Origin of the sequence: Peteryoungia desertarenae (genome assembly GCF_005860795.2) — a bacterium.
Taxonomy (GTDB): Bacteria; Pseudomonadota; Alphaproteobacteria; order Rhizobiales; family Rhizobiaceae; genus Allorhizobium; species Allorhizobium desertarenae.
The window spans coordinates 3,457,019-3,474,944 of record NZ_CP058350.1 but is presented as its reverse complement, the minus strand read 5'-3'; the positions used below and the strand labels follow the sequence as shown (position 1 = coordinate 3,474,944).

The window sequence follows — 17,926 nt, the reverse complement described above, 5'->3', positions numbered from 1 at the left end:
ACCGGACTGAATCATGGTTGCTGATCTTGCCCTGAACCACTCTTGTGAGCCGCCGGCACCGCGTGCCCAGCGCTCGCGCGGGGAGGGGCGACTGACGGCGAAATGGCTTGGCGGGCGGACGCGGATTGCCGAGCTCTATCAGTATGGTGCCGCGAAGATCCGCCTGCCTGAAAGCTTTTCTGAAGAGCTTGAGGCGGTCACCATCAATACTTCGGGTGGCGTGACCGGGGGCGACCAGTATGACTGGTCCTTCACTGCCGGTCCGCAATGCTTCGTCACGGCGACGACCCAGGCCTGCGAGAAAATCTACAAGGCAGCATCGGGCACCGGTTCGATCACCAGCCGGATCACGGTTGGTCCCGATGCCCGGTTTCACTGGCTGCCGCAGGAGAGCATCCTGTTCGATCGTGCATCGCTGACCCGCCGGCTTGAGGTGGATCTGGCCGCCGACTGCGAGTTTCTGGCCGTTGAGGCGATCCTGCTTGGCCGCCGCGCCATGGGCGAGGCGATGAATGAGGGATTGGTGCGTGACCGCTGGCGCATCCGGCGCGAGGGCAAGCTGCTTCATGCCGAGGACCTGAAGATTGGCGGCGATGTGGCGGGGCTTGTTGCCCAGCCTCCGGTGCTTTCGGGCCATGTGGCTTTCGCCACTCTGATCTATGTCGGTCCACTTGCGGAAGCCTTCCTGCCAAAGGTGCGCAGCCTGCTCGATCCTGCGATGGGCGGGGCCAGCCACTGGCAGGGAAAGCTCGTGGCGCGCGTTTCGGCAACCGATGGCTTCACGCTCAGAAAAACGCTGATACCCGTTATTTCGGCCTTGCGCGGTGGAGCGTCTGTGCCGAAAGTCTGGAATCTCTGACCCGCACAATCATCTAGGTGGAACGCGCATGAACCTGACGCCGAGGGAAAAAGACAAACTGCTGATTGCCATGGCGGCCATGGTGGCGCGCCGGCGGCTGGAGCGTGGCGTGAAGCTCAATTACCCGGAAGCGATTGCGCTCATTACCGATTTCGTGGTCGAAGGTGCTCGCGACGGAAGGCCGGTTGCCGAACTGATGGAAGCCGGTGCCCATGTCATTACCCGCGATCAGGTGATGCAGGGTATCGCCGAGATGATCCATGACGTGCAGATCGAAGCAACCTTTCCCGATGGCACGAAGCTCGTGACCGTTCATGAACCGATTCGTTGAGGAGATGCCTGATGATCCCCGGTGAAATCATTGCCGCAGCAGGCGAAATCGAACTGAATGCCGGTCATCCCACGGTGACGCTGGAAGTTTCCAACAGCGGCGACCGCCCGGTTCAGGTCGGCAGCCACTACCATTTCTACGAGACCAATGCCGGGCTGATCTTTGAACGTGACAAGGCCCGGGGCATGCGGCTCGATATTCCGGCAGGAACCGCGGTTCGTTTCGAGCCGGGCCAGACGCGTCAGGTGACGCTGATCCCCTTGTCCGGCAAGCGCGAGGTCTATGGTTTCCGCCAAAAGATCATGGGAGCGCTTTGATCGTGCAATGCGAGGGGAGGCGCGGCGGATGAAAACGGCTCTTTCAGTTTTGCTCTGCGGATGCGTGCTGCTGATGGATGTGCCGGCGTCCAGCGAAGATGAACCGGCTGTCGATTGTGCCAATGCAATGACGCAGATGGATATGAATATCTGCGCTGGCCAGGATTATCAGGCCGCGGATGACGAGATGAATGCCCAATGGAGGAAGACCAGGGCGCTGCTTGCGGAGTGGGACAAGTCGGTTGAGAGCAGGGGCGAGACGGCTTCCGAGCAGCTTCTTGCCGCCCAGCGCGCCTGGCTTTCCTATCGCGACAGGCAATGCGCTGTTGAAGGCGCTGCGGTGGAAGGCGGCTCGATGCAGCCGCTTATCGTCGCAAGCTGCCTTGCCAAGCTGACCCGATTGCGGACCGAAGATCTTAGCGATCTCGCCGGCCTCTACGGGAATTGAGGCTAGCCATGAAGTTTGTGCGCATCCGCCTCATCCCTGCGCCAGGTCCCGGTGAACGCCCCACCACCTGTTTCGGGGCTTGTGGCCCCTTCCATTTCGCCCTCTCCCAAGGAGCCTGACGCCCATGTCCTTCAAGATGTCCCGCGCCGCCTATGCCTCCATGTTCGGTCCGACCACCGGCGACAAGGTGCGCCTTGCCGATACGGAACTCTTCATCGAGGTCGAGAAGGATTTCACCACCTATGGCGAGGAAGTGAAATTCGGTGGCGGCAAGGTCATCCGCGACGGGATGGGGCAAAGCCAGGTGACGCGTGCAGACGGTGCGGTCGATACGGTGATCACCAATGCGCTGATCCTTGATCACTGGGGCATCGTCAAGGCCGATATCGGTTTGAAGGATGGAAGGATCGTCGGGATCGGCAAGGCAGGCAATCCGGACACCCAGCCGGATGTCACGATCATTGTCGGTCCCGGCACTGAAGCGATTGCCGGCGAGGGCAAGATCGTGACGGCTGGCGGCATGGATGCGCATATCCATTTCATCTGCCCGCAGCAGATCGAGGAGGCGCTGATGTCCGGCCTCACCTGCATGTTGGGCGGTGGCACGGGCCCGGCGCATGGTACGCTGGCCACAACCTGTACGCCCGGCCCCTGGCATATTGCCCGGATGATCGAGGCGGCGGATGCCTTTCCGATGAACCTCGCCTTTGCCGGCAAGGGCAATGCCTCGCTGCCCGGTGCTCTCGAAGAAATGGTTTTGGGCGGTGCAACCGCGCTGAAGCTGCACGAGGACTGGGGGACGACGCCGGGTGCGATCGATTGCTGCCTGTCTATTGCCGATCAGTATGACGTACAGGTGATGATCCACACCGACACGCTGAACGAGTCCGGTTTCGTCGAGGATACGGTCGGCGCGATCAAGGGCCGCACCATCCATGCTTTCCACACCGAAGGCGCGGGCGGCGGACACGCACCTGACATCATCAAGATCTGCGGGCAGTTGAACGTCATCCCGTCCTCGACCAATCCGACGCGGCCCTATACCGTCAACACGGTGGCCGAGCATCTGGACATGTTGATGGTCTGCCATCACCTGTCGTCGTCCATTCCGGAAGACATCGCCTTCGCCGAAAGCCGTATCCGAAAGGAAACAATCGCGGCAGAAGACATCCTGCACGATATCGGTGCCTTCTCCATCATCTCGTCTGACAGCCAGGCCATGGGCCGCGTCGGCGAGGTCATCATCCGCACCTGGCAGACGGCAGACAAGATGAAGCGCCAGCGCGGTCGTCTTCCCTCCGAGACCGGCGAGAACGACAATATGCGGGCCAAGCGCTATGTCGCGAAATACACGATCAATCCGGCGATTGCCCATGGTGTCAGCCACGAGATCGGCTCGGTCGAAATCGGCAAGCGTGCCGACCTCGTCATCTGGAGTCCTGCGTTCTTTGGCGTGAAGCCGGACCTGATCCTGATGGGCGGAATGATCGCGGCAGCGCCGATGGGCGACCCGAACGCCTCCATCCCGACACCGCAGCCGGTGCATTATCGTCCGATGTTCGGCTCCTATGGCAAGGCAAGGACCAATACATCGGTCACCTTCGTTTCCCAGGCGGCGATCGACGCTGGCCTCGCCAATCGCCTTGGCGTTTCAAAGCAGTTGCTGGCGGTCAAGAACACGCGTGGAGGGATTTCGAAAAAATCGATGATCCACAATGACTTGACGCCCCATATTGAAGTCGATCCGGAAACCTATGAAGTGCGGTGTGATGGTGAACTGTTGACCTGCGAACCGGCGACCGAATTGCCGATGGCACAGCGCTACTTCCTGTTCTGACACGGCATGATGCGCCGCCTTGCGCAATGGCTTGGAAGTCTTGTCGGCATCCTTGCCATGGCGGTTGGGCTCGGCGTTGCAGTGCCTCGCCCGTTGCCGCCGCTGGCATCTGCGGCTGACGGCGAGCGCCGGCAGATCCTTCTTCTGGCCAACCCGATCCATACCGATATCGCGCTGCCCGTTGATAACGAGGTGCGGGCGGCTTTTTCCGACTTCATCCCGGCGGGACTGCCCGTCGATGCGCCCGGTGCCGAGTATCTGATTTTTGGCTGGGGCGGGCGCGCCTTCTATATCGAGACGCCGACCTGGGGTGATCTCCGGCCCATACCCGTCTTCAAGGCTCTGACTGTCGATCGTTCGGTCATGCATGTTGCCGTTGCCGGGCCGATTGATCTCGCTCACCCATCGGTTCGCCCGCTCACGATCACAGGGGAAGGGCGCAGCCGCATGATTGCGGCAATCAGGGACAGCTTCGTCCGACAGGGTGGTACGCCTCTCCCGATACCGGGGGCCGCCTATGGGTTTGACGACGCCTTCTTCGAAGCAGACGGCTGGTTCAACGTGTTTCTTGGCTGCAATACGTGGACGGCCTCCATGCTCCGTTCAGCGGGTGTCAGGACCGGAACATGGACACCCTTGCCGCAACTTCTGGATATGTCGCTTGATCTTCATGGCTGAGACAGTGACCGGTCTCCTCTATGTCCAAAGACCATCCTGATCCATGAATTCAGAGGGGCTTGTCGATGAGCCACGAAATTCGGCTTCTGATCAATCGTTAATTGCATTGCAAAATTAGAGTGATTGGAAATGGACGCCGCATTAACGATATTAGTATGCGAATCCGGCTTTCGGATGGCCGCAAACGGGTAAAGTCTAACTTCAGCTTATCCTTTGTTAATTCAGTAATTCCTTTAGTAAGCCTAGTGTTTCTGGGGGGAAATCCAAAAATAGTCATGGTCTGACTGGTCTGTGTGGTTGTAGACCATGCATCTCAAGGTTGGGCTTGAGATTATTTTAGGGTGCACCTCAATCATTTGCTTATTCCGTACAATTTTAATTTTCGCCTTATCGAATGGGGAACGATTGCAACCTATTCGGAGAGAGCCGCGTTAACTAGGAGCGACTCGTGCAGTCATTGAGGACATGGTTCATGCTCCAGGTCGATCTGGGTGGTTTTGATCAGCCAGGCGCCATCCGTCGATTCGCCCTGAAGATGAGTTTCAAGGCGGTCATCCTGTCGTCGCTCGTCACCATTGCGGGTCTTCCGCTCCTCCATTTCGTCGGCTTGCTTCCCGTCAGCCTGGTGGAGGCTGTGCAGCTTGCAGTTCTGTTCTGCTGGCTTTTCGGGGGTGTGGTTTCCGGTATCCTCGCCTTGCTTACGGGCTATGTGTTGCGCGAGCTCACCCTGTCGCGTCGCGAGTTCGAGCGGCTCAGCCTGACCGATGTCATGTCAGACCTGGCGAATCGCCGCGCCTTCAATCTGGCCCTGCGGGATGTTGATGAGAACTGCTCACTGGTCATCGTCGATATCGACCGATTCAAGGCGATCAATGATGGCTATGGTCATCAGGCGGGCGACGGTGTGATTCGGGGTGTTGCGGCGATCCTGCGTGAGATATTCGGAGCAGATCATTTGGTCGCACGACTTGGCGGAGAGGAGTTTGGCCTCATTCTGCGCGGTGGAGGCGCAGCGCAGCGGATCGCCCAGGTCGAGCGAGCGCGCACCATCATCGCAGCGCGAGGTGTTTCCCATGATGGAGTTGTGATTGGCGTGACGATTTCAGCCGGGCTTGCCGATTTTCTGCCCGGTCGGTCTTCCGAATATGTTTATAGCCTTGCCGATCAGGCTCTTTATGTCGCCAAGACAGGCGGTCGTAACCGCGTGGTGCATGAGGCTGATATAGGGGATGAGCTCTCTGGTCTTCATGATGAGGCCGTGTCGACGCGTCCTGTTTTTGGTGCAAGAAGCCTCGGCTGCTGAAGTTCAATCTTGCTGACTGCCTTTTTGTTGTGCATGGTGGAAAAAACGCCAATTTGGGAAAACCATGCTACGCGCGACCTCCGTCATTCCGGCCGGAACCGTTGTTTCCGAGCCTTTTGGTACCGTTACCCTGGCACATGACGAGCGACATTTGCGCCGCAAGCTTCTGCATTTGGCGGATGACACAATGGTCATGCTCGATCTCAAGGAAACCGTGCTTCTCGCCCATGGCGACCGCTTGATGCTGGAGGATGGCGAGACGGTAGAGGTCCTGGCCGCAGAGGAGCGGCTCCTTGAAATTCGTCCGCGCAATGGTCTCCATCTCATTGAACTGGCGTGGCATCTTGGCAATCGTCATCTGGCTGCGCAGATCGAGGAAGAGCGCATTCTGATCCAGCGGGATCATGTCATCCGGGAGATGCTGGTCGGTCTGGGAGCCGAGGTGCACGAGGTCGTGGAACCTTTCCAGCCGGTGCGCGGCGCCTATCATTCCCATGGCGGTCACGGTCACCATGCCCATGGGTAATGAAGCGCGCGGTCGTGATGCGAACCGACTGTCGATGATGCGGCTTTCAGCATGGCTGTCACCAGCCTTCCCGGTCGGCGGCTTTGCCTATTCTGGCGGTCTGGAAACGGCCATAGCCAGTGAACTGATAAAGGATGAAGAAGGCCTCTACGGGTGGCTGCGTCTGCTTTTGACAGATGGTGGCTTGCGAAATGATGCCATTCTTTTCCTAGAGGGCCATCGCAGGCATGGTGATGAAGCAGCACTTGCCGAATTGGCAGATCTCTCCGTCGCCCTTGCCGGCTCTGCCGAGCGCCATCAGGAAGTGACAAGGCTGGGTCAGTCCTTTCTGCAGGCTGCGCGTTCCTGGCCGCATCCAGTTCTCGATATGCTGGAGAGACCGGTGGCCTATAGTGTGGCCGTTGGAGCCGTATCGGCGGCGCATGGGATCGCGTCCGGCGATGCGCTTTCGGTCTTCCTGCCGGCGCAACTTTCTCAACTGATCTCCGTTGCCGTGCGTCTTGGTGTGATCGGACAAAGGCAGGCGGTGGAGCTAACCGCGCGTTTCGAGGGCGATCTGTTGCGCGAGGTTGAGGCCTTGCTGCATTTGACTCTCGATGATCTCGGCAGTGCCTCGATCACCGCCGAAACGCTGTCGATGCGACACGAGACGCAGTATTCACGGCTGTTCCAGTCCTGACCTCCGCTCTTGATGATTCCTGATGCGAAGAGGCACGGGTTGCTTGACCAGAGAATGATATGAACGGGATGAACGGGATGAAATCGAAGAACGGACCCTTGAGAGTGGGCATTGGCGGACCTGTTGGTTCCGGCAAGACGGCGCTGACGGAAAAGCTCTGCAAGGCCATGCGGGAGGATTACTCCGTCGCTGTGGTAACCAATGACATCTATACGCGCGAGGATGCCGATGCCCTGATCCGCATGCAGGCGCTTCCATCAGACCGGGTTGTTGGGGTTGAGACGGGTGGATGCCCGCATACGGCGATCCGCGAGGACGCTTCTATCAATCTCCGGGCCATCGCCGATCTTAACGCTCGCATTCCCGATCTCGATGTAGTTTTCATCGAATCCGGCGGTGACAATCTGGCTGCGACATTCTCGCCTGATCTTGCCGATATCACAGTTTATGTCATTTCGGTCTGCCAGGGGGAGGAGATCCCACGGAAGGGTGGGCCGGGCATAACGCGCTCCGATCTGCTGGTCATCAACAAGACGGATCTTGCGCCCCATGTCGGTGCCGATTTGTCGGTGATGGAACGTGATGCCACGCGCATGCGCGCCGCCAAGCCCTTTGTTTTTTCCGACCTCAAGCGCGGTGCCGGCGTCGAGGAAATTGTCTCTTTCCTGAAGCAGACCGGCGGGCTTTGAGCACGACGTTCAGATCTGCTTCAATGCCGAGATATCGCTGATCTGGATCGTGCGTCCCCGCACAGTCACGCCGACCTTGCGGAGGCTGGAAAAGGCCCTGGACAAGGCTTCTGGAGCAAGGCCCAGCATTCCGGCAAGCAGACTTTTCTGGAAGGGCAGGCGGACCGAGCCTGGACCCTCTTCTGCGCCGCAATGCGTCAGCAGGTAATGGGCAACCCGTTGCGGTGCCGTCTGAAGGCGATCATTGGCAATGCAGTCCATCGTGCCGCGCAGGTGATCGGAAAGACTGCGCATGATCGCCTTGGCGACGTCCTTTTCCTGCTCGGCAAGCTGCCGGACGCGGCCAAGGTCGAAACGGGCCAGCGTGACGTTCTCCGCTGCCTGGGCGTTGTAAAGATAGGTGTCGCCAAGCGTCAGCAGGCATTCCGCAAAGATGTCGCCGGGACCGCAGATGCGGATATCGGCCTCACGGCCATCCTTGTTGAGCCGATAGAGGCGCACATAGCCACTCAAGACAGTGTAGAAACAGTCGGCCGGCTCTCCTTCCCGAAAAAGCACATCTCTTGCTTCATAGCTTGAGATATTGGCGATCTCCAGCATCGAAGCCATTGCAGTCGGACCAAGTTCCGACAAGAAGGACGTCCGCAGGAGCGTGTTCTTGTCTCGCAGGTTCAGTCTCAACATCTTGTTCACGGTCTTCACGGCTCCCCATCCATCACGATGTTCGGGCAGCGCCACTGCGTTACCTGCGCTTTCGGCCGTCTCTTTGACGGCAGATTGCCGCAATTGGCCAGCGCTTCTCCGCAGGTCCGGGTGTTTCTGCCCTTTCCAGTCGATTCACATTATCGCGATGCAGGCAAAACCATATTGATTTCGATCAAAGCAGCGACGGGTCTATGACGATTGTCGAATGAAGCGCCCGGAACATAGGCTATCGGGCGCGGCTCCGCGCCATGGACACGGAAGGCCGCCTCGACGTTGCGGCATCTGGTCTGCATGTGACTGAGGGGTGTCTGTCTGAACGGCTTAATTGCCGGTGCTGGTCGACCGGTCGCCCATCTGACGACCGGTCGTCTTGCTCATTCATTCTGCGGCGAGCGGTGGAAGTGACACCACATTGCCGCCCTGGCTCTTGCGGCCCTGGCCTTGTGAGTTCTGCCCGCGCTCGAGCGCTGCAAGGCGCTGATCGAGTTCGGAAAGCGTTTCCTTGTTCTGGTGAACCACATGGGTCAGAACTTCCGTGCTCATGGTTTCCAGTTCCTGTTCCTTCTTGCCGACGAAACGGCTGAACACGCGTCCCAGGAACTGCGACAGGTCATCCATCAGGAGGAACAGTGCCGGTACGACCACCAGGCTGAGTACTGTTGAGACGATGATGCCACCAATCACCGCAATAGCCATCGGTGCACGAAAGGAGCCGCCTTCGCCGACACCGAGCGCTGAGGGGAGCATGCCCGCAGACATGGCGATCGACGTCATGATGATCGGACGGGCGCGCTTGCGACCGGCTTCGACCATGGCTTCGAGGCGATGCATCCCGCCGCGCCGCATTTCAATCGCGAAGTCGATGAGCAGGATCGCGTTCTTGGTGACGATACCCATCAACATCAGAATGCCGATCAGCACAGGCATGGAGAGCGCATTATTGGTCACGATCAGACCGACGGCCACACCCCCGATCGCCAATGGTAGCGACAGGAGGATCGTGAATGGCTGGATCACGTCCTTGAAGAGAAGGATCAGGACGGTCAGAACCAGCAACAGACCAAGAATCATCGCATTGACGAAGCTCTGCTGCATTTCGGCCTGGACCTTCGCGTCACCACTTTCGGCAGGGCGAACGCTCGGCGGAATGTCGGCCTCGGCGACGGCTGCACGGAAGGCGGCCGTTGCCGTGTCCAGGGCGACACCTTGCGGCAAGCCGGCTCCGATCGTGATCACACGGTTGCGGTCGTTGCGCTTGATCGAGGATACGCCTTCCGAATAGTCGATGTCAGCGACGCTCGACAGCGGAACTGTTGCGCCGGAGGCGGTGCGGATCTTGAGCGCACGGATCGCAGCGAGATCCTGACGGAAGTCGATCGATGCCTGAACCCGGATCGGGATCTGACGATTGTCGAGCGAGATTTTCGGCAGGGATGCGTCTACATCGCCAATGGTCGCCACGCGGACTGTCTGGGCAATCTGTTGGGCCGTAATGCCCAGCCTTGCTGCCTCATCGGCACGGGGACGGATCTGCAATTCCGGACGGGGCAGGGCGCCCTCGGCACTGACATTGGCCAGTTCAGGAACCTGCCGCAGCCTCGATTCCAGAATGGAAACCGCCTTGTCGAGGTCAGCTTCATTCTGAGAGAGGAAGTTGAATGAGATATCGCGTTCACCCCGGTCATTGAGCTTGATAACGCGAATATCCGGGATGGAGGCCAGCTTGGCGAAGATCTCTTCTTCAATATCCCATTGCGGACGAACACGTCCGTTCTCCGGAAGCTTCGGCAGATATTGGCCAATCAACGGAATGCCACCCAGACCCTTGTTGACGAGCGTCTTGGCCAGGGAGTGCTCGATGCGATCGAGCGTGAGTGTCACGGAGGCCCGGCGCAATTCGACATCACCGCGCGGCGAGGTGCCGCCGAGAACGAAGATGCTGCTGACATCGCGGGTATCCTTGATGGCTGCATATATCTCGTCCGTCTTGCGTTCGGTTTCTCCAAGCGTCGCATTCGGCGGCAGTTCGACAGACAGGACGATGCGGCCCGCGTCTTCCGGCGGAATGAAGCTTCCGGGGATACCGGCGAGCAGCATGATCGAACCGATAAGGCAGAGGATGGCAACGCCGATCGTCGCAAGGCGCGAGTACCAGCGCCGAGTGGTCAGGCGGACCAAGCGAGTATAGGCTTTCAGCGTGGTGCTGTCGTTGTCGTGATGGTCATCCATCGCGTCTTCGGCACGCATCAGGTAGGCAGCCATCATCGGGGTGATGAGACGTGCAACCATTAGAGAGAAGAAGACGGAGAAGGCAACCGTCAGACCGAACTGAATGAAATACTGGCCCGGAATACCCGGCATGAAGGAGACGGGGACAAAGACCGCAATGATCGTAAAGGTGGTGGCGATAACGGCCAGACCGATTTCGTCAGCGGCATCAATGGCAGCCCGGTACGGAGTCTTGCCCATCTTGATATGGCGGGCGATGTTTTCCACTTCAACGATGGCGTCATCGACCAGAATGCCGGTTGCCAGCGTCAGCGCGAGGAAGCTCACCAGATTGAGCGAGAAACCCATCAGGTCCATGACCCAGAAGGTCGGGATCGCCGACAGCGGCAGGGCGACTGCGGCAATTAGCGTTGCGCGCCAGTTGCGCAGGAAGAGCAGGACCACGATGACGGCGAGGATCGCGCCCTCGACCAGCGTATGCATCGCTGCTTCAAAGTTGCCATAGGTAAAATATACCGAGTCATCGATCATTTCGATCTGGACGTCCGGATGGTCGGCTCGCACCTGCGCAAGGCTCGCCGCTACCGTTTCGGCGACAGTGACCTCACTCGCACCCTTGGCACGGAAAACGGCAAAGGACACGACCGGGTTTCCGTCATGGCGGGCAAACGAGCGGGGCTCTTCATAGGTGTCCGTGATCGTGCCAAGATCGGAAAGTTTTACGAAGCGTCCACCGGGAAGTGAAATCGTTGTATCGGCAAGGCTTGCAACATCGCGATTGTCACCCAATGTGCGGATCGACTGCTCTGCGCCGGCAACCTGACCCCGACCAGAACCCAGATCGATATTGGTGCCGCGAAGCTGGCTGCTGATATCGGCCGCTGTCACGCCCAAGGCATCAAGGCGGTTCGGGTCCAGTTCGACGCGCACTTCGCGCTCGGCGCCGCCATAGCGGTCAACACGCCCGATGCCCGGCTCGCCTTGCAGCGCCCGGGTCACGGTGTCGTCGACGAACCAGGACAGTTCAGCCAGGTTCATGTTCGGCGAAGATACGGCAAAGCTCTGGATCGCCTGACCTTCGACATCGATCTTGGACACAATGGGCTCTTCAACGGTCGCCGGCAGATCGCCCCTGATCCGATCAATCGCGTCCTTCACGTCCTGCACCGCCTGTTCGGTCGGAACCTCCATGCGGAACATGACGACGGTCTGGGACTGGCCGTCGGTGACGGTCGAATTGATTTCGTCGACGCCGGTAATCGATGCAACCGCGTCTTCGATTTCCTTGGTGACCTGGCTCTCAAGCTCGGCAGGCGAGGCGCCGCTTTGTCCAACAGTGATGGACACCAGCGGAACGTCGATGTTCGGGAAGCGCGTAATCGGCAGCGCGTAGAACGACTGGATGCCGACGACCAGAAGCAGCACGAATGTGAGGATTGGCGCAATCGGATTTCGAATTGACCATGCAGAGAAATTCATGGTGCTCGTGGCCTCTTAGTTGGAAACGCTGCTGTCGTCATCGACCGGACGGATTCGATCGCCCTCGCGAACGAATACACCGGCCTTGGCGACAACCTTGTCGCCCTCCTGAAGTCCACCGGTAACCTGGATGAATGGACCATCCTGAATGCCGGTTTCAATGTCGACGAGGCGCACGGTGCCGTTTTCGACAACCCGCACCGTCGAGCCATTCCGATTGCTCGTGACTGCCGTCAAGGGCAGGGCAATACTGTTTGCCTCACCCACCCGGATCTCCACGCTGCCATACATGCCGGCACGCGCAGCTGCATCGTCATCAATTGCGATATGCACGGACCCGAGACGCGTCACGGGGTCAACAACCGGAGAGACCAGTCTGATCGATCCGCTGAGAGGCTCGGCACTGCCAGCGACAGTTACCACGGCCGGCTGACCTTCCTTCAACCTCAGAATAGAGCTTTCCGTCACATCTGCAACCAATTCGATCTCGCCGTCGCGAATGATCGTGAAGAGCGGCTGGCCGCCGCCGCTTGCAATTGCACCGATCCGGGCGTTGCGCACCGATACCGTTCCGGACACCGGTGCCTTGATCTCGGTTCTGGCAAGCCTCAGGTCGATGTCTGCCACCTGACTGTCGATAACCTTGATATCGGCTTCGGCAACGGTGATGGATTGATTTGCAGTTTCTGCACGGGCGGTGGCGCTGGCGAGGCTTGTTTCGGCCTGATCGCGTTGAGAGGTGGAGACGCTGCCGGCCTCGGCCAGCCGGGCGGCGCGGTCGAACTGGCGTTGCGCCTCCCGAAGGTTGGCCTCAGCTTCCGTCGCCTGGGCACGGAACTGGGCGAGTGCGGCTTCGGCCTTTGCCCGGTTGGCCAGCAACTGGCTCTTCTGCAGTAGAAGCGTATCATCGCTCAAACGAGCGACCACGCTACCTGCCTCGACGCGGTCGCCAACGTCGGCTTCCAGTGACTTGATCTGGAGCCCTTCGACTTGGGGCTGCACATAGACTTCTTCCGTTGCCCGAATAGTGCCGGCTGCGAGCACGCGGTCAACCAGATCACGCGGCTTTGCCGTCGTGACAACAATCGCGGGAAGGTTCTGTTCTATGGTGGTTGCTGCGGTTTCCTGCGCAAAGGCCACCGATGCGGACAAGAAAAATGCAGCGGTGGCCAGAACCGTCCTGCTGCGGTTGAAACTCGGCATGGATAACTTCCCCGTCAAAGTCGTTCAGTGCTGCTTACTACGCAGTCGTCTAACAATCGGCTCACCAGTCGCATAAAATGCCAGGCAACAGCTGGTGCCGGCCCTCAGAGTGCTGATGGCGCGGAATCGTCACTTGAAGTGGTGATGTTACGTCCGCATGCAAGAGCTGCGTATGTCAAAAACAGTTATGACCGATATTTTTTCCAAGATCGGCTCACAGTGTTGCCAAATTATCAGCAATTGCTAAAAATCGTATGTGTTGCATAGAAAAAAGGACGCGAAGGGGATTTGCCCTCCGCGTCCTTCCATCCTGCAGCTCGCAAGCTGCTCAATCAGTTCAGCGCAGCATCGGTGATTGCAGTCGTGAACGCGCCTTCCGGCTCCTTGCTGATAACCGGATCAGAGCCACCGCCGAGCAGTGTCTTGACGGTGCGCTCGTAGTCGGCCGGATCAAGGGCCCCGTTCGAGCCAGCCGTGAGCTTGGCGACTTCGCCCATCATGCGTTTCTGATGAACCTCGGTCTGAGCGCCTGAGGCGTCATTTTCCAGAACGATTTCAGCGGCTTCATCTGGGTTTTGCTCAGCATACTTCCACCCCTTCATCGAGGCGCGGACGAACTTGACCATCTTTTCCTTGAAAGCTGGATCTTCCAGGCGGTCCTCAAGCACGTAGAGACCGTCTTCAAGGGTCGCGACGCCTTCGTCTTCATACTTGAAGGTCACAAGTTCTTCCGGCTTGATGCCGGCGTCGATGACCTGCCAGTATTCGTTATAGGTCATGGTCGAGATGCAGGCTGCCTGCTTCTGGAGAAGTGGGTCGACGTTGAAGCCCTGCTTCAGCACGGTCACGCCATCCGGCGAACCGTCGGTCTTGATGCCGAGCGTGCTCATCCAGGAGAGGAAGGGATATTCGTTACCGAAGAACCAGACACCGAGCGTCTTGCCCTTGAAGTCTTCCGGCGTGGTGATGCCGCTTTCCTTCAGACATGTGAGCATCATGCCCGATGACTTGAACGGCTGGGCAATGTTGACGAGCGGCACGCCTTTTTCGCGGGTTGCGAGTGCAGACGGCATCCAGTCAACAATGACATCAGCGCCGCCACCGGCGAGAACCTGGGGAGGCGCAATATCCGGGCCGCCGGGCTTGATTTCAACGTCGAGGCCTTCTTCTTCGTAGAAGCCCTTGTCCTTGGCGACGTAATAGCCAGCGAACTGGGCCTGGGTCACCCATTTCAGCTGGAGCGTCACCTTGTCGGCAGCTGAGGCCTGCATGGCCGTCAGCGAGACGGCTGCTGCCAGCAGCAAGGATGCGAGTTTGACAGTCATTTCAGTTCCCTCTTTTGTAGTTACGTCCGTCCACCACGGACGGACGGATGCCAGAAGGTGACCGCGCGTTCTGCGAGTGCCACCACTCCGTAGAAGATCGAGCCGGCGAGTGCGGCAACCGCAATCTCGGCCCAGACCATGTCGACATTGCTGCGTCCCACTTCCGTGGAAATCCGGAACCCCATGCCGACGATCGGGGTGCCGAAAAACTCAGCGACGATGGCGCCGATCAGCGCGAGCGTCGAATTGATTTTCAAGGCGTTGAAGATGAAAGGCCAGGCGGCCGGTAGCCGCAGACGGATCAGCGTCTGCCACCAGCTGGCCGCATAGGTGCGCATCAGGTCGCGCTCCATATGGCTGGCTGCGGCCAGACCCTGAACCGTGTTGACCAGCATCGGGAAGAAGGTCATGACGACAACGACCGCGACCTTGGATGGCCAGTCGAAGCCGAACCACATGACCATGATCGGGGCGATGCCAACGACCGGTAGCGCCGAGACGAAATTGCCGATGGGCAGCAATCCCCTCTGCAGGAAGGGCGAGCGGTCGATCAGGAGCGCGACAATAAAGCCGAGGCCGCAGCCGGCGACATAGCCCGTCAGCACGGATTTCAGGAAAGTCTGCTGGAAGTCGGCCCAGAGGATATGGGTCGAAACCGTGATGCGAGCCCAGATCATGGAGGGCGCCGGAAGAAGGATCGAGGGGATCTCGAAGCCCTTGACCACACATTCCCAGATGACCAGCAGGGTCACGCCGAAAAGCACTGGCACGAAGATGCCAATGGTTCGGCGGGCGGCTTCGGATTTCGGCTGAAGCCGCACGAGATATTCGTTGATGCCCCAGGCGACGAGCCAGAAGACGAGGGCAAAGGCGAGATAACCGTTCATGGCTTGACCCCCATGCGTGCAAGAACCCTGGTATGGGCCATGCCGACAATCGAGACGAGGAGGGCAGCCAGCCCCGCCGCCATGAAGAGTGCTGCCCAGATCTGGATGGTCTGACCATAATAGGAGCCGGAGAGAAGGCGCGCGCCAAGACCTGCGACAGCCCCGGTCGGCAATTCGCCCACGATTGCACCGACCAGCGAGATGGCGATCGCCACTTTCAAAGAGGTGAAGAGATAGGGCATCGAGGCTGGCCAGCGCAGTTTCCAGAAGATCTGGGAGCTGCTGGCATTATAGGTATGCATCAGGTCGAGCAGCAGAATGTCCGGGCTGCGCAAGCCCTTCACCATGCCGACAACAATCGGGAAGAAGGAAAGATAGGTGGATATCAGTGCCTTGGGCATCAATCCGGAGATCCCGATCGAATTCAAAACAACGATGATCATCGGCGCGATGGCAAGAATCGGGATTGTCTGGGAGGCGATCACCCAGGGCATCAGCGACTTGTCCATGGCCCGGTTGTGCACAATGGAGATCGCGAGCGTAATGCCAAGTACTGTTCCCATGGCAAAGCCGAGCAGCGTTGCCGACAGGGTGATCCACGCGTGGTAGATAAGGCTGCGTTTCGAGGTCACGGCCTTGTTGACCGTTGTATCCCAAAGCTCCGCCACTATCTGATGCGGTGCCGGCAGCACCGGGCGATCCTGGGCAAAGGTCCGCTCGACAATCTGGCCGAAGGTGATTTCTTCCCCGGCGCGCGCCGCCTGATCACGCACGAAGGGCGCATTCAGATAGACGACAAAGATGTGCCAGATCACGAGGATTGCGAAAAGCACGGTCAGAACCGGCAGAACGCGGTCACGGAAGAGGGAAGGGGCGGTCATGAGCGTCCCTCATGGTGCAAGAACGCTGTGAGATGAGCCTCTAGCGTTACGGCTATGTAGTCAGGGTTGTCTATAACCTGATCATTGTCGAAGCGGATGACTTTGAACCCCTGTGACCTCAGGTAGGCATCACGTCGGACATCGTGTTTGCGACCAGCTTCGGTTTCATGGCTGTCTCCATCGACCTCAACAACCAGCCTCGCCGCGAGCCACGCGAAGTCGGCGATGTAGGGGCCAATTGGCGTTTCCCGTCTGAAGCGAGCGCCGCGCTGTCTGAATTGTCTGAGAATGTCCCACATTTCTCGTTCGGCTTTGGTCAGTTCTCGTCTCAGAGATCGAGCGCGATTTCGGGTTTTGGGATCAATGTTGGAATGCGGCATGTAATCGTGCCTTCCCTCAATGGAGGAGCTAGCGATTTCCCCTCCCCAACCCCTCCCCACAAGGGGGAGGGGCTTTTCCGCCGCCCTCATGCCAGAGGAAGTCCCCCGCAGCCGTTGCGCAGGGTCTAGAGTGATCGACGCCTCACTCGCTGCAATCACCGTATCTGGCGACATTACAACGGGCATTGAACTCAGTGATTTGGAAGACGCGAAATTGCGGGCGTCAAAGCCCCTCCCCCTTGTGGGGAGGGGTTGGGGAGGGGAGCTTTTCTGGGGCGAGACACTATTCGTCATAGCTATGCCCCGCTTTCAGACCCTCGCGGACCCGGTGTGCGATTTCCAGAAACTCCGGCGTCTCGCGGATATCGAGCGGGCGTTCCTTGGGAAGCGTTGATTCGATCACGTCGGTGACACGACCCGGACGCGGGCTCATGACGACGATCTTGGTCGAAAGGTAAACGGCCTCGGGAATTGAGTGCGTGACGAAGCAGATCGTCTTGTTGGTCCGGTCCCAGAGCTTCAGCAATTGTTCGTTCAGGTGGTCGCGGACGATTTCGTCAAGCGCGCCAAAAGGTTCGTCCATCAGCAGGAGGTCGGCGTCAAAGGCGAGCGCGCGGGCAATCGAGGCGCGCTGCTGCATGCCGCCGGAAAGCTGCCAGGGGTATTTCTTGGCAAAGCCCGAGAGGTTGACGAGTTCGAGCGTCTGTTCCACCCGCTTCTTCATCTCTGCAGACGTGTAGCCCATGATTTCGAGCGGCAGAGCGATGTTCTTTTCGATCGTCCGCCAGGGATAGAGGGCGGCTGCCTGAAAGACATAGCCATAGGAGCGGGCGAGGCGGGCCTCACCCGGTGTCATGCCATTGACCTTGATGTCGCCGTCGGTGTGCTTTTCGAGATCGGCAATCACCCGCAGGAAGGTGGTCTTGCCGCAACCGGAGGGGCCGATGAAGGAGACGAAGTCGCCCTTCTTGACCTCAAGGTTTACATTGGACAAGGCGTGCACCGGGCCATCTCCCGTCTCGAAGGTGAGACAGAGATCCTTGGCGGAGACGACGGAATAATCACTCTTCATCAGGCGAACCAATCGACGTGTTGCGGAGACGTCTCGTCTCCGTCATGCTGAAAACTGCCGGCGGAACGGGAGGGAAGCCGTCCGGCTCTTGTTGAATA

At 59.0% G+C, this 17,926-nt stretch carries 18 protein-coding genes; 10 read left to right on the top strand and 8 right to left on the bottom strand.

Annotated features, from left to right (window positions below):
• Positions 1-13: 13 nt before the first annotated feature.
• From FE840_RS16885 to ureG, 10 genes are all read left to right on the top strand, one after another.
• Complete coding sequence (locus FE840_RS16885) at positions 14-859, top strand: urease accessory protein UreD (protein ID WP_138287787.1); 846 nt, start codon at positions 14-16, stop codon at positions 857-859.
• Positions 860-887: 28 nt separating this feature from the next.
• Positions 888-1,190 (top strand): urease subunit gamma, encoded by a 303-nt coding sequence (locus FE840_RS16880; protein ID WP_138287786.1) that lies wholly within the window; start codon positions 888-890, stop codon positions 1,188-1,190.
• Positions 1,191-1,201: 11 nt separating this feature from the next.
• Positions 1,202-1,507, top strand: a complete 306-nt coding sequence (locus tag FE840_RS16875) for an urease subunit beta (protein ID WP_138287785.1) — start codon at positions 1,202-1,204, stop codon at positions 1,505-1,507.
• 28 nt (positions 1,508-1,535) lie between these two features.
• A complete protein-coding gene (locus tag FE840_RS16870; RefSeq protein WP_138287784.1) occupies positions 1,536-1,955 on the top strand; it encodes a lysozyme inhibitor LprI family protein in 420 nt (139 codons plus the stop codon).
• Between the two features lie 124 nt (positions 1,956-2,079).
• Complete coding sequence (gene ureC / locus FE840_RS16865) at positions 2,080-3,792, top strand: urease subunit alpha (protein WP_138287783.1); 1,713 nt, start codon at positions 2,080-2,082, stop codon at positions 3,790-3,792.
• A gap of 6 nt (positions 3,793-3,798) precedes the next feature.
• Complete coding sequence (locus FE840_RS16860) at positions 3,799-4,470, top strand: TIGR02117 family protein (RefSeq protein WP_138287782.1); 672 nt, start codon at positions 3,799-3,801, stop codon at positions 4,468-4,470.
• A 472-nt stretch (positions 4,471-4,942) separates the two neighbouring features.
• The gene (locus tag FE840_RS16855) at positions 4,943-5,773 is read left to right on the top strand and encodes a GGDEF domain-containing protein (protein ID WP_138287781.1); all 831 of its coding nucleotides are present in this window, start codon (positions 4,943-4,945) and stop codon (positions 5,771-5,773) included.
• Between the two features lie 64 nt (positions 5,774-5,837).
• Positions 5,838-6,299, top strand: coding sequence for an urease accessory protein UreE (ureE, locus tag FE840_RS16850; RefSeq protein WP_138287780.1), 462 nt, complete (start codon positions 5,838-5,840; stop codon positions 6,297-6,299).
• Positions 6,292-6,978, top strand: coding sequence for an urease accessory protein UreF (locus FE840_RS16845; protein WP_246318799.1), 687 nt, complete (start codon positions 6,292-6,294; stop codon positions 6,976-6,978). The genes ureE and FE840_RS16845 overlap by 8 nt, the downstream gene beginning before the upstream one ends.
• A 77-nt stretch (positions 6,979-7,055) precedes the next feature.
• Entirely contained in the window at positions 7,056-7,667 is a 612-nt protein-coding gene (ureG, locus tag FE840_RS16840) for an urease accessory protein UreG (RefSeq protein WP_138287779.1), read from the top strand.
• 9 nt (positions 7,668-7,676) lie between these two features.
• Here ureG and FE840_RS16835 read toward each other — a convergent pair whose 3' ends face one another.
• The 8 genes from FE840_RS16835 to FE840_RS16800 all read right to left on the bottom strand — a co-directional run bounded on the left by FE840_RS16835 (position 7,677) and on the right by FE840_RS16800 (position 17,828).
• Entirely contained in the window at positions 7,677-8,360 is a 684-nt protein-coding gene (locus FE840_RS16835; RefSeq protein WP_425502215.1) for a Crp/Fnr family transcriptional regulator, read from the bottom strand.
• Between the two features lie 390 nt (positions 8,361-8,750).
• Positions 8,751-12,080, bottom strand: coding sequence for an efflux RND transporter permease subunit (locus tag FE840_RS16830; protein WP_138287778.1), 3,330 nt, complete (start codon positions 12,078-12,080; stop codon positions 8,751-8,753).
• Between the two features lie 15 nt (positions 12,081-12,095).
• Positions 12,096-13,283, bottom strand: coding sequence for an efflux RND transporter periplasmic adaptor subunit (locus FE840_RS16825; RefSeq protein WP_138287777.1), 1,188 nt, complete (start codon positions 13,281-13,283; stop codon positions 12,096-12,098).
• 332 nt (positions 13,284-13,615) lie between these two features.
• Positions 13,616-14,608, bottom strand: a complete 993-nt coding sequence (locus FE840_RS16820) for an ABC transporter substrate-binding protein (protein WP_138287776.1) — start codon at positions 14,606-14,608, stop codon at positions 13,616-13,618.
• A 20-nt stretch (positions 14,609-14,628) separates the two neighbouring features.
• Positions 14,629-15,495 carry an ABC transporter permease gene (locus FE840_RS16815; RefSeq protein ID WP_138287775.1) on the bottom strand — a complete coding sequence of 289 codons (867 nt, stop codon included), beginning with the start codon at positions 15,493-15,495 and terminating at the stop codon, positions 14,629-14,631.
• Entirely contained in the window at positions 15,492-16,376 is an 885-nt protein-coding gene (locus tag FE840_RS16810; protein ID WP_138287774.1) for an ABC transporter permease, read from the bottom strand. Before FE840_RS16810 ends, FE840_RS16815 begins: the two co-directional genes overlap by 4 nt.
• The gene (locus FE840_RS16805) at positions 16,373-16,675 is read right to left on the bottom strand and encodes an endonuclease domain-containing protein (protein WP_246318798.1); all 303 of its coding nucleotides are present in this window, start codon (positions 16,673-16,675) and stop codon (positions 16,373-16,375) included. Before FE840_RS16805 ends, FE840_RS16810 begins: the two co-directional genes overlap by 4 nt.
• Positions 16,676-17,039: 364 nt before the next feature.
• Positions 17,040-17,828 carry an ABC transporter ATP-binding protein gene (locus FE840_RS16800; RefSeq protein ID WP_138287772.1) on the bottom strand — a complete coding sequence of 263 codons (789 nt, stop codon included), beginning with the start codon at positions 17,826-17,828 and terminating at the stop codon, positions 17,040-17,042.
• Between the last annotated feature and the right edge of the window lie 98 nt (positions 17,829-17,926).

Coding starts and splice junctions, on each gene's coding strand:
- ureC (WP_138287783.1), top strand. CDS start 2,080: ATGTCCTTCAAGATGTCCCGCGCCGCCTATGCCTCCATGTTCGGTCCG.
- ureE (WP_138287780.1), top strand. CDS start 5,838: ATGCTACGCGCGACCTCCGTCATTCCGGCCGGAACCGTTGTTTCCGAG.
- FE840_RS16825 (WP_138287777.1), bottom strand. CDS start 13,283: ATGCCGAGTTTCAACCGCAGCAGGACGGTTCTGGCCACCGCTGCATTT.
- FE840_RS16815 (WP_138287775.1), bottom strand. CDS start 15,495: ATGAACGGTTATCTCGCCTTTGCCCTCGTCTTCTGGCTCGTCGCCTGG.
- FE840_RS16805 (WP_246318798.1), bottom strand. CDS start 16,675: ATGTGGGACATTCTCAGACAATTCAGACAGCGCGGCGCTCGCTTCAGA.
- FE840_RS16860 (WP_138287782.1), top strand. CDS start 3,799: ATGATGCGCCGCCTTGCGCAATGGCTTGGAAGTCTTGTCGGCATCCTT.
- FE840_RS16855 (WP_138287781.1), top strand. CDS start 4,943: ATGCTCCAGGTCGATCTGGGTGGTTTTGATCAGCCAGGCGCCATCCGT.
- FE840_RS16870 (WP_138287784.1), top strand. CDS start 1,536: ATGAAAACGGCTCTTTCAGTTTTGCTCTGCGGATGCGTGCTGCTGATG.
- FE840_RS16880 (WP_138287786.1), top strand. CDS start 888: ATGAACCTGACGCCGAGGGAAAAAGACAAACTGCTGATTGCCATGGCG.
- FE840_RS16875 (WP_138287785.1), top strand. CDS start 1,202: ATGATCCCCGGTGAAATCATTGCCGCAGCAGGCGAAATCGAACTGAAT.
- FE840_RS16810 (WP_138287774.1), bottom strand. CDS start 16,376: ATGACCGCCCCTTCCCTCTTCCGTGACCGCGTTCTGCCGGTTCTGACC.
- FE840_RS16820 (WP_138287776.1), bottom strand. CDS start 14,608: ATGACTGTCAAACTCGCATCCTTGCTGCTGGCAGCAGCCGTCTCGCTG.
- FE840_RS16845 (WP_246318799.1), top strand. CDS start 6,292: ATGGGTAATGAAGCGCGCGGTCGTGATGCGAACCGACTGTCGATGATG.
- ureG (WP_138287779.1), top strand. CDS start 7,056: ATGAAATCGAAGAACGGACCCTTGAGAGTGGGCATTGGCGGACCTGTT.
- FE840_RS16800 (WP_138287772.1), bottom strand. CDS start 17,828: ATGAAGAGTGATTATTCCGTCGTCTCCGCCAAGGATCTCTGTCTCACC.
- FE840_RS16830 (WP_138287778.1), bottom strand. CDS start 12,080: ATGAATTTCTCTGCATGGTCAATTCGAAATCCGATTGCGCCAATCCTC.
- FE840_RS16885 (WP_138287787.1), top strand. CDS start 14: ATGGTTGCTGATCTTGCCCTGAACCACTCTTGTGAGCCGCCGGCACCG.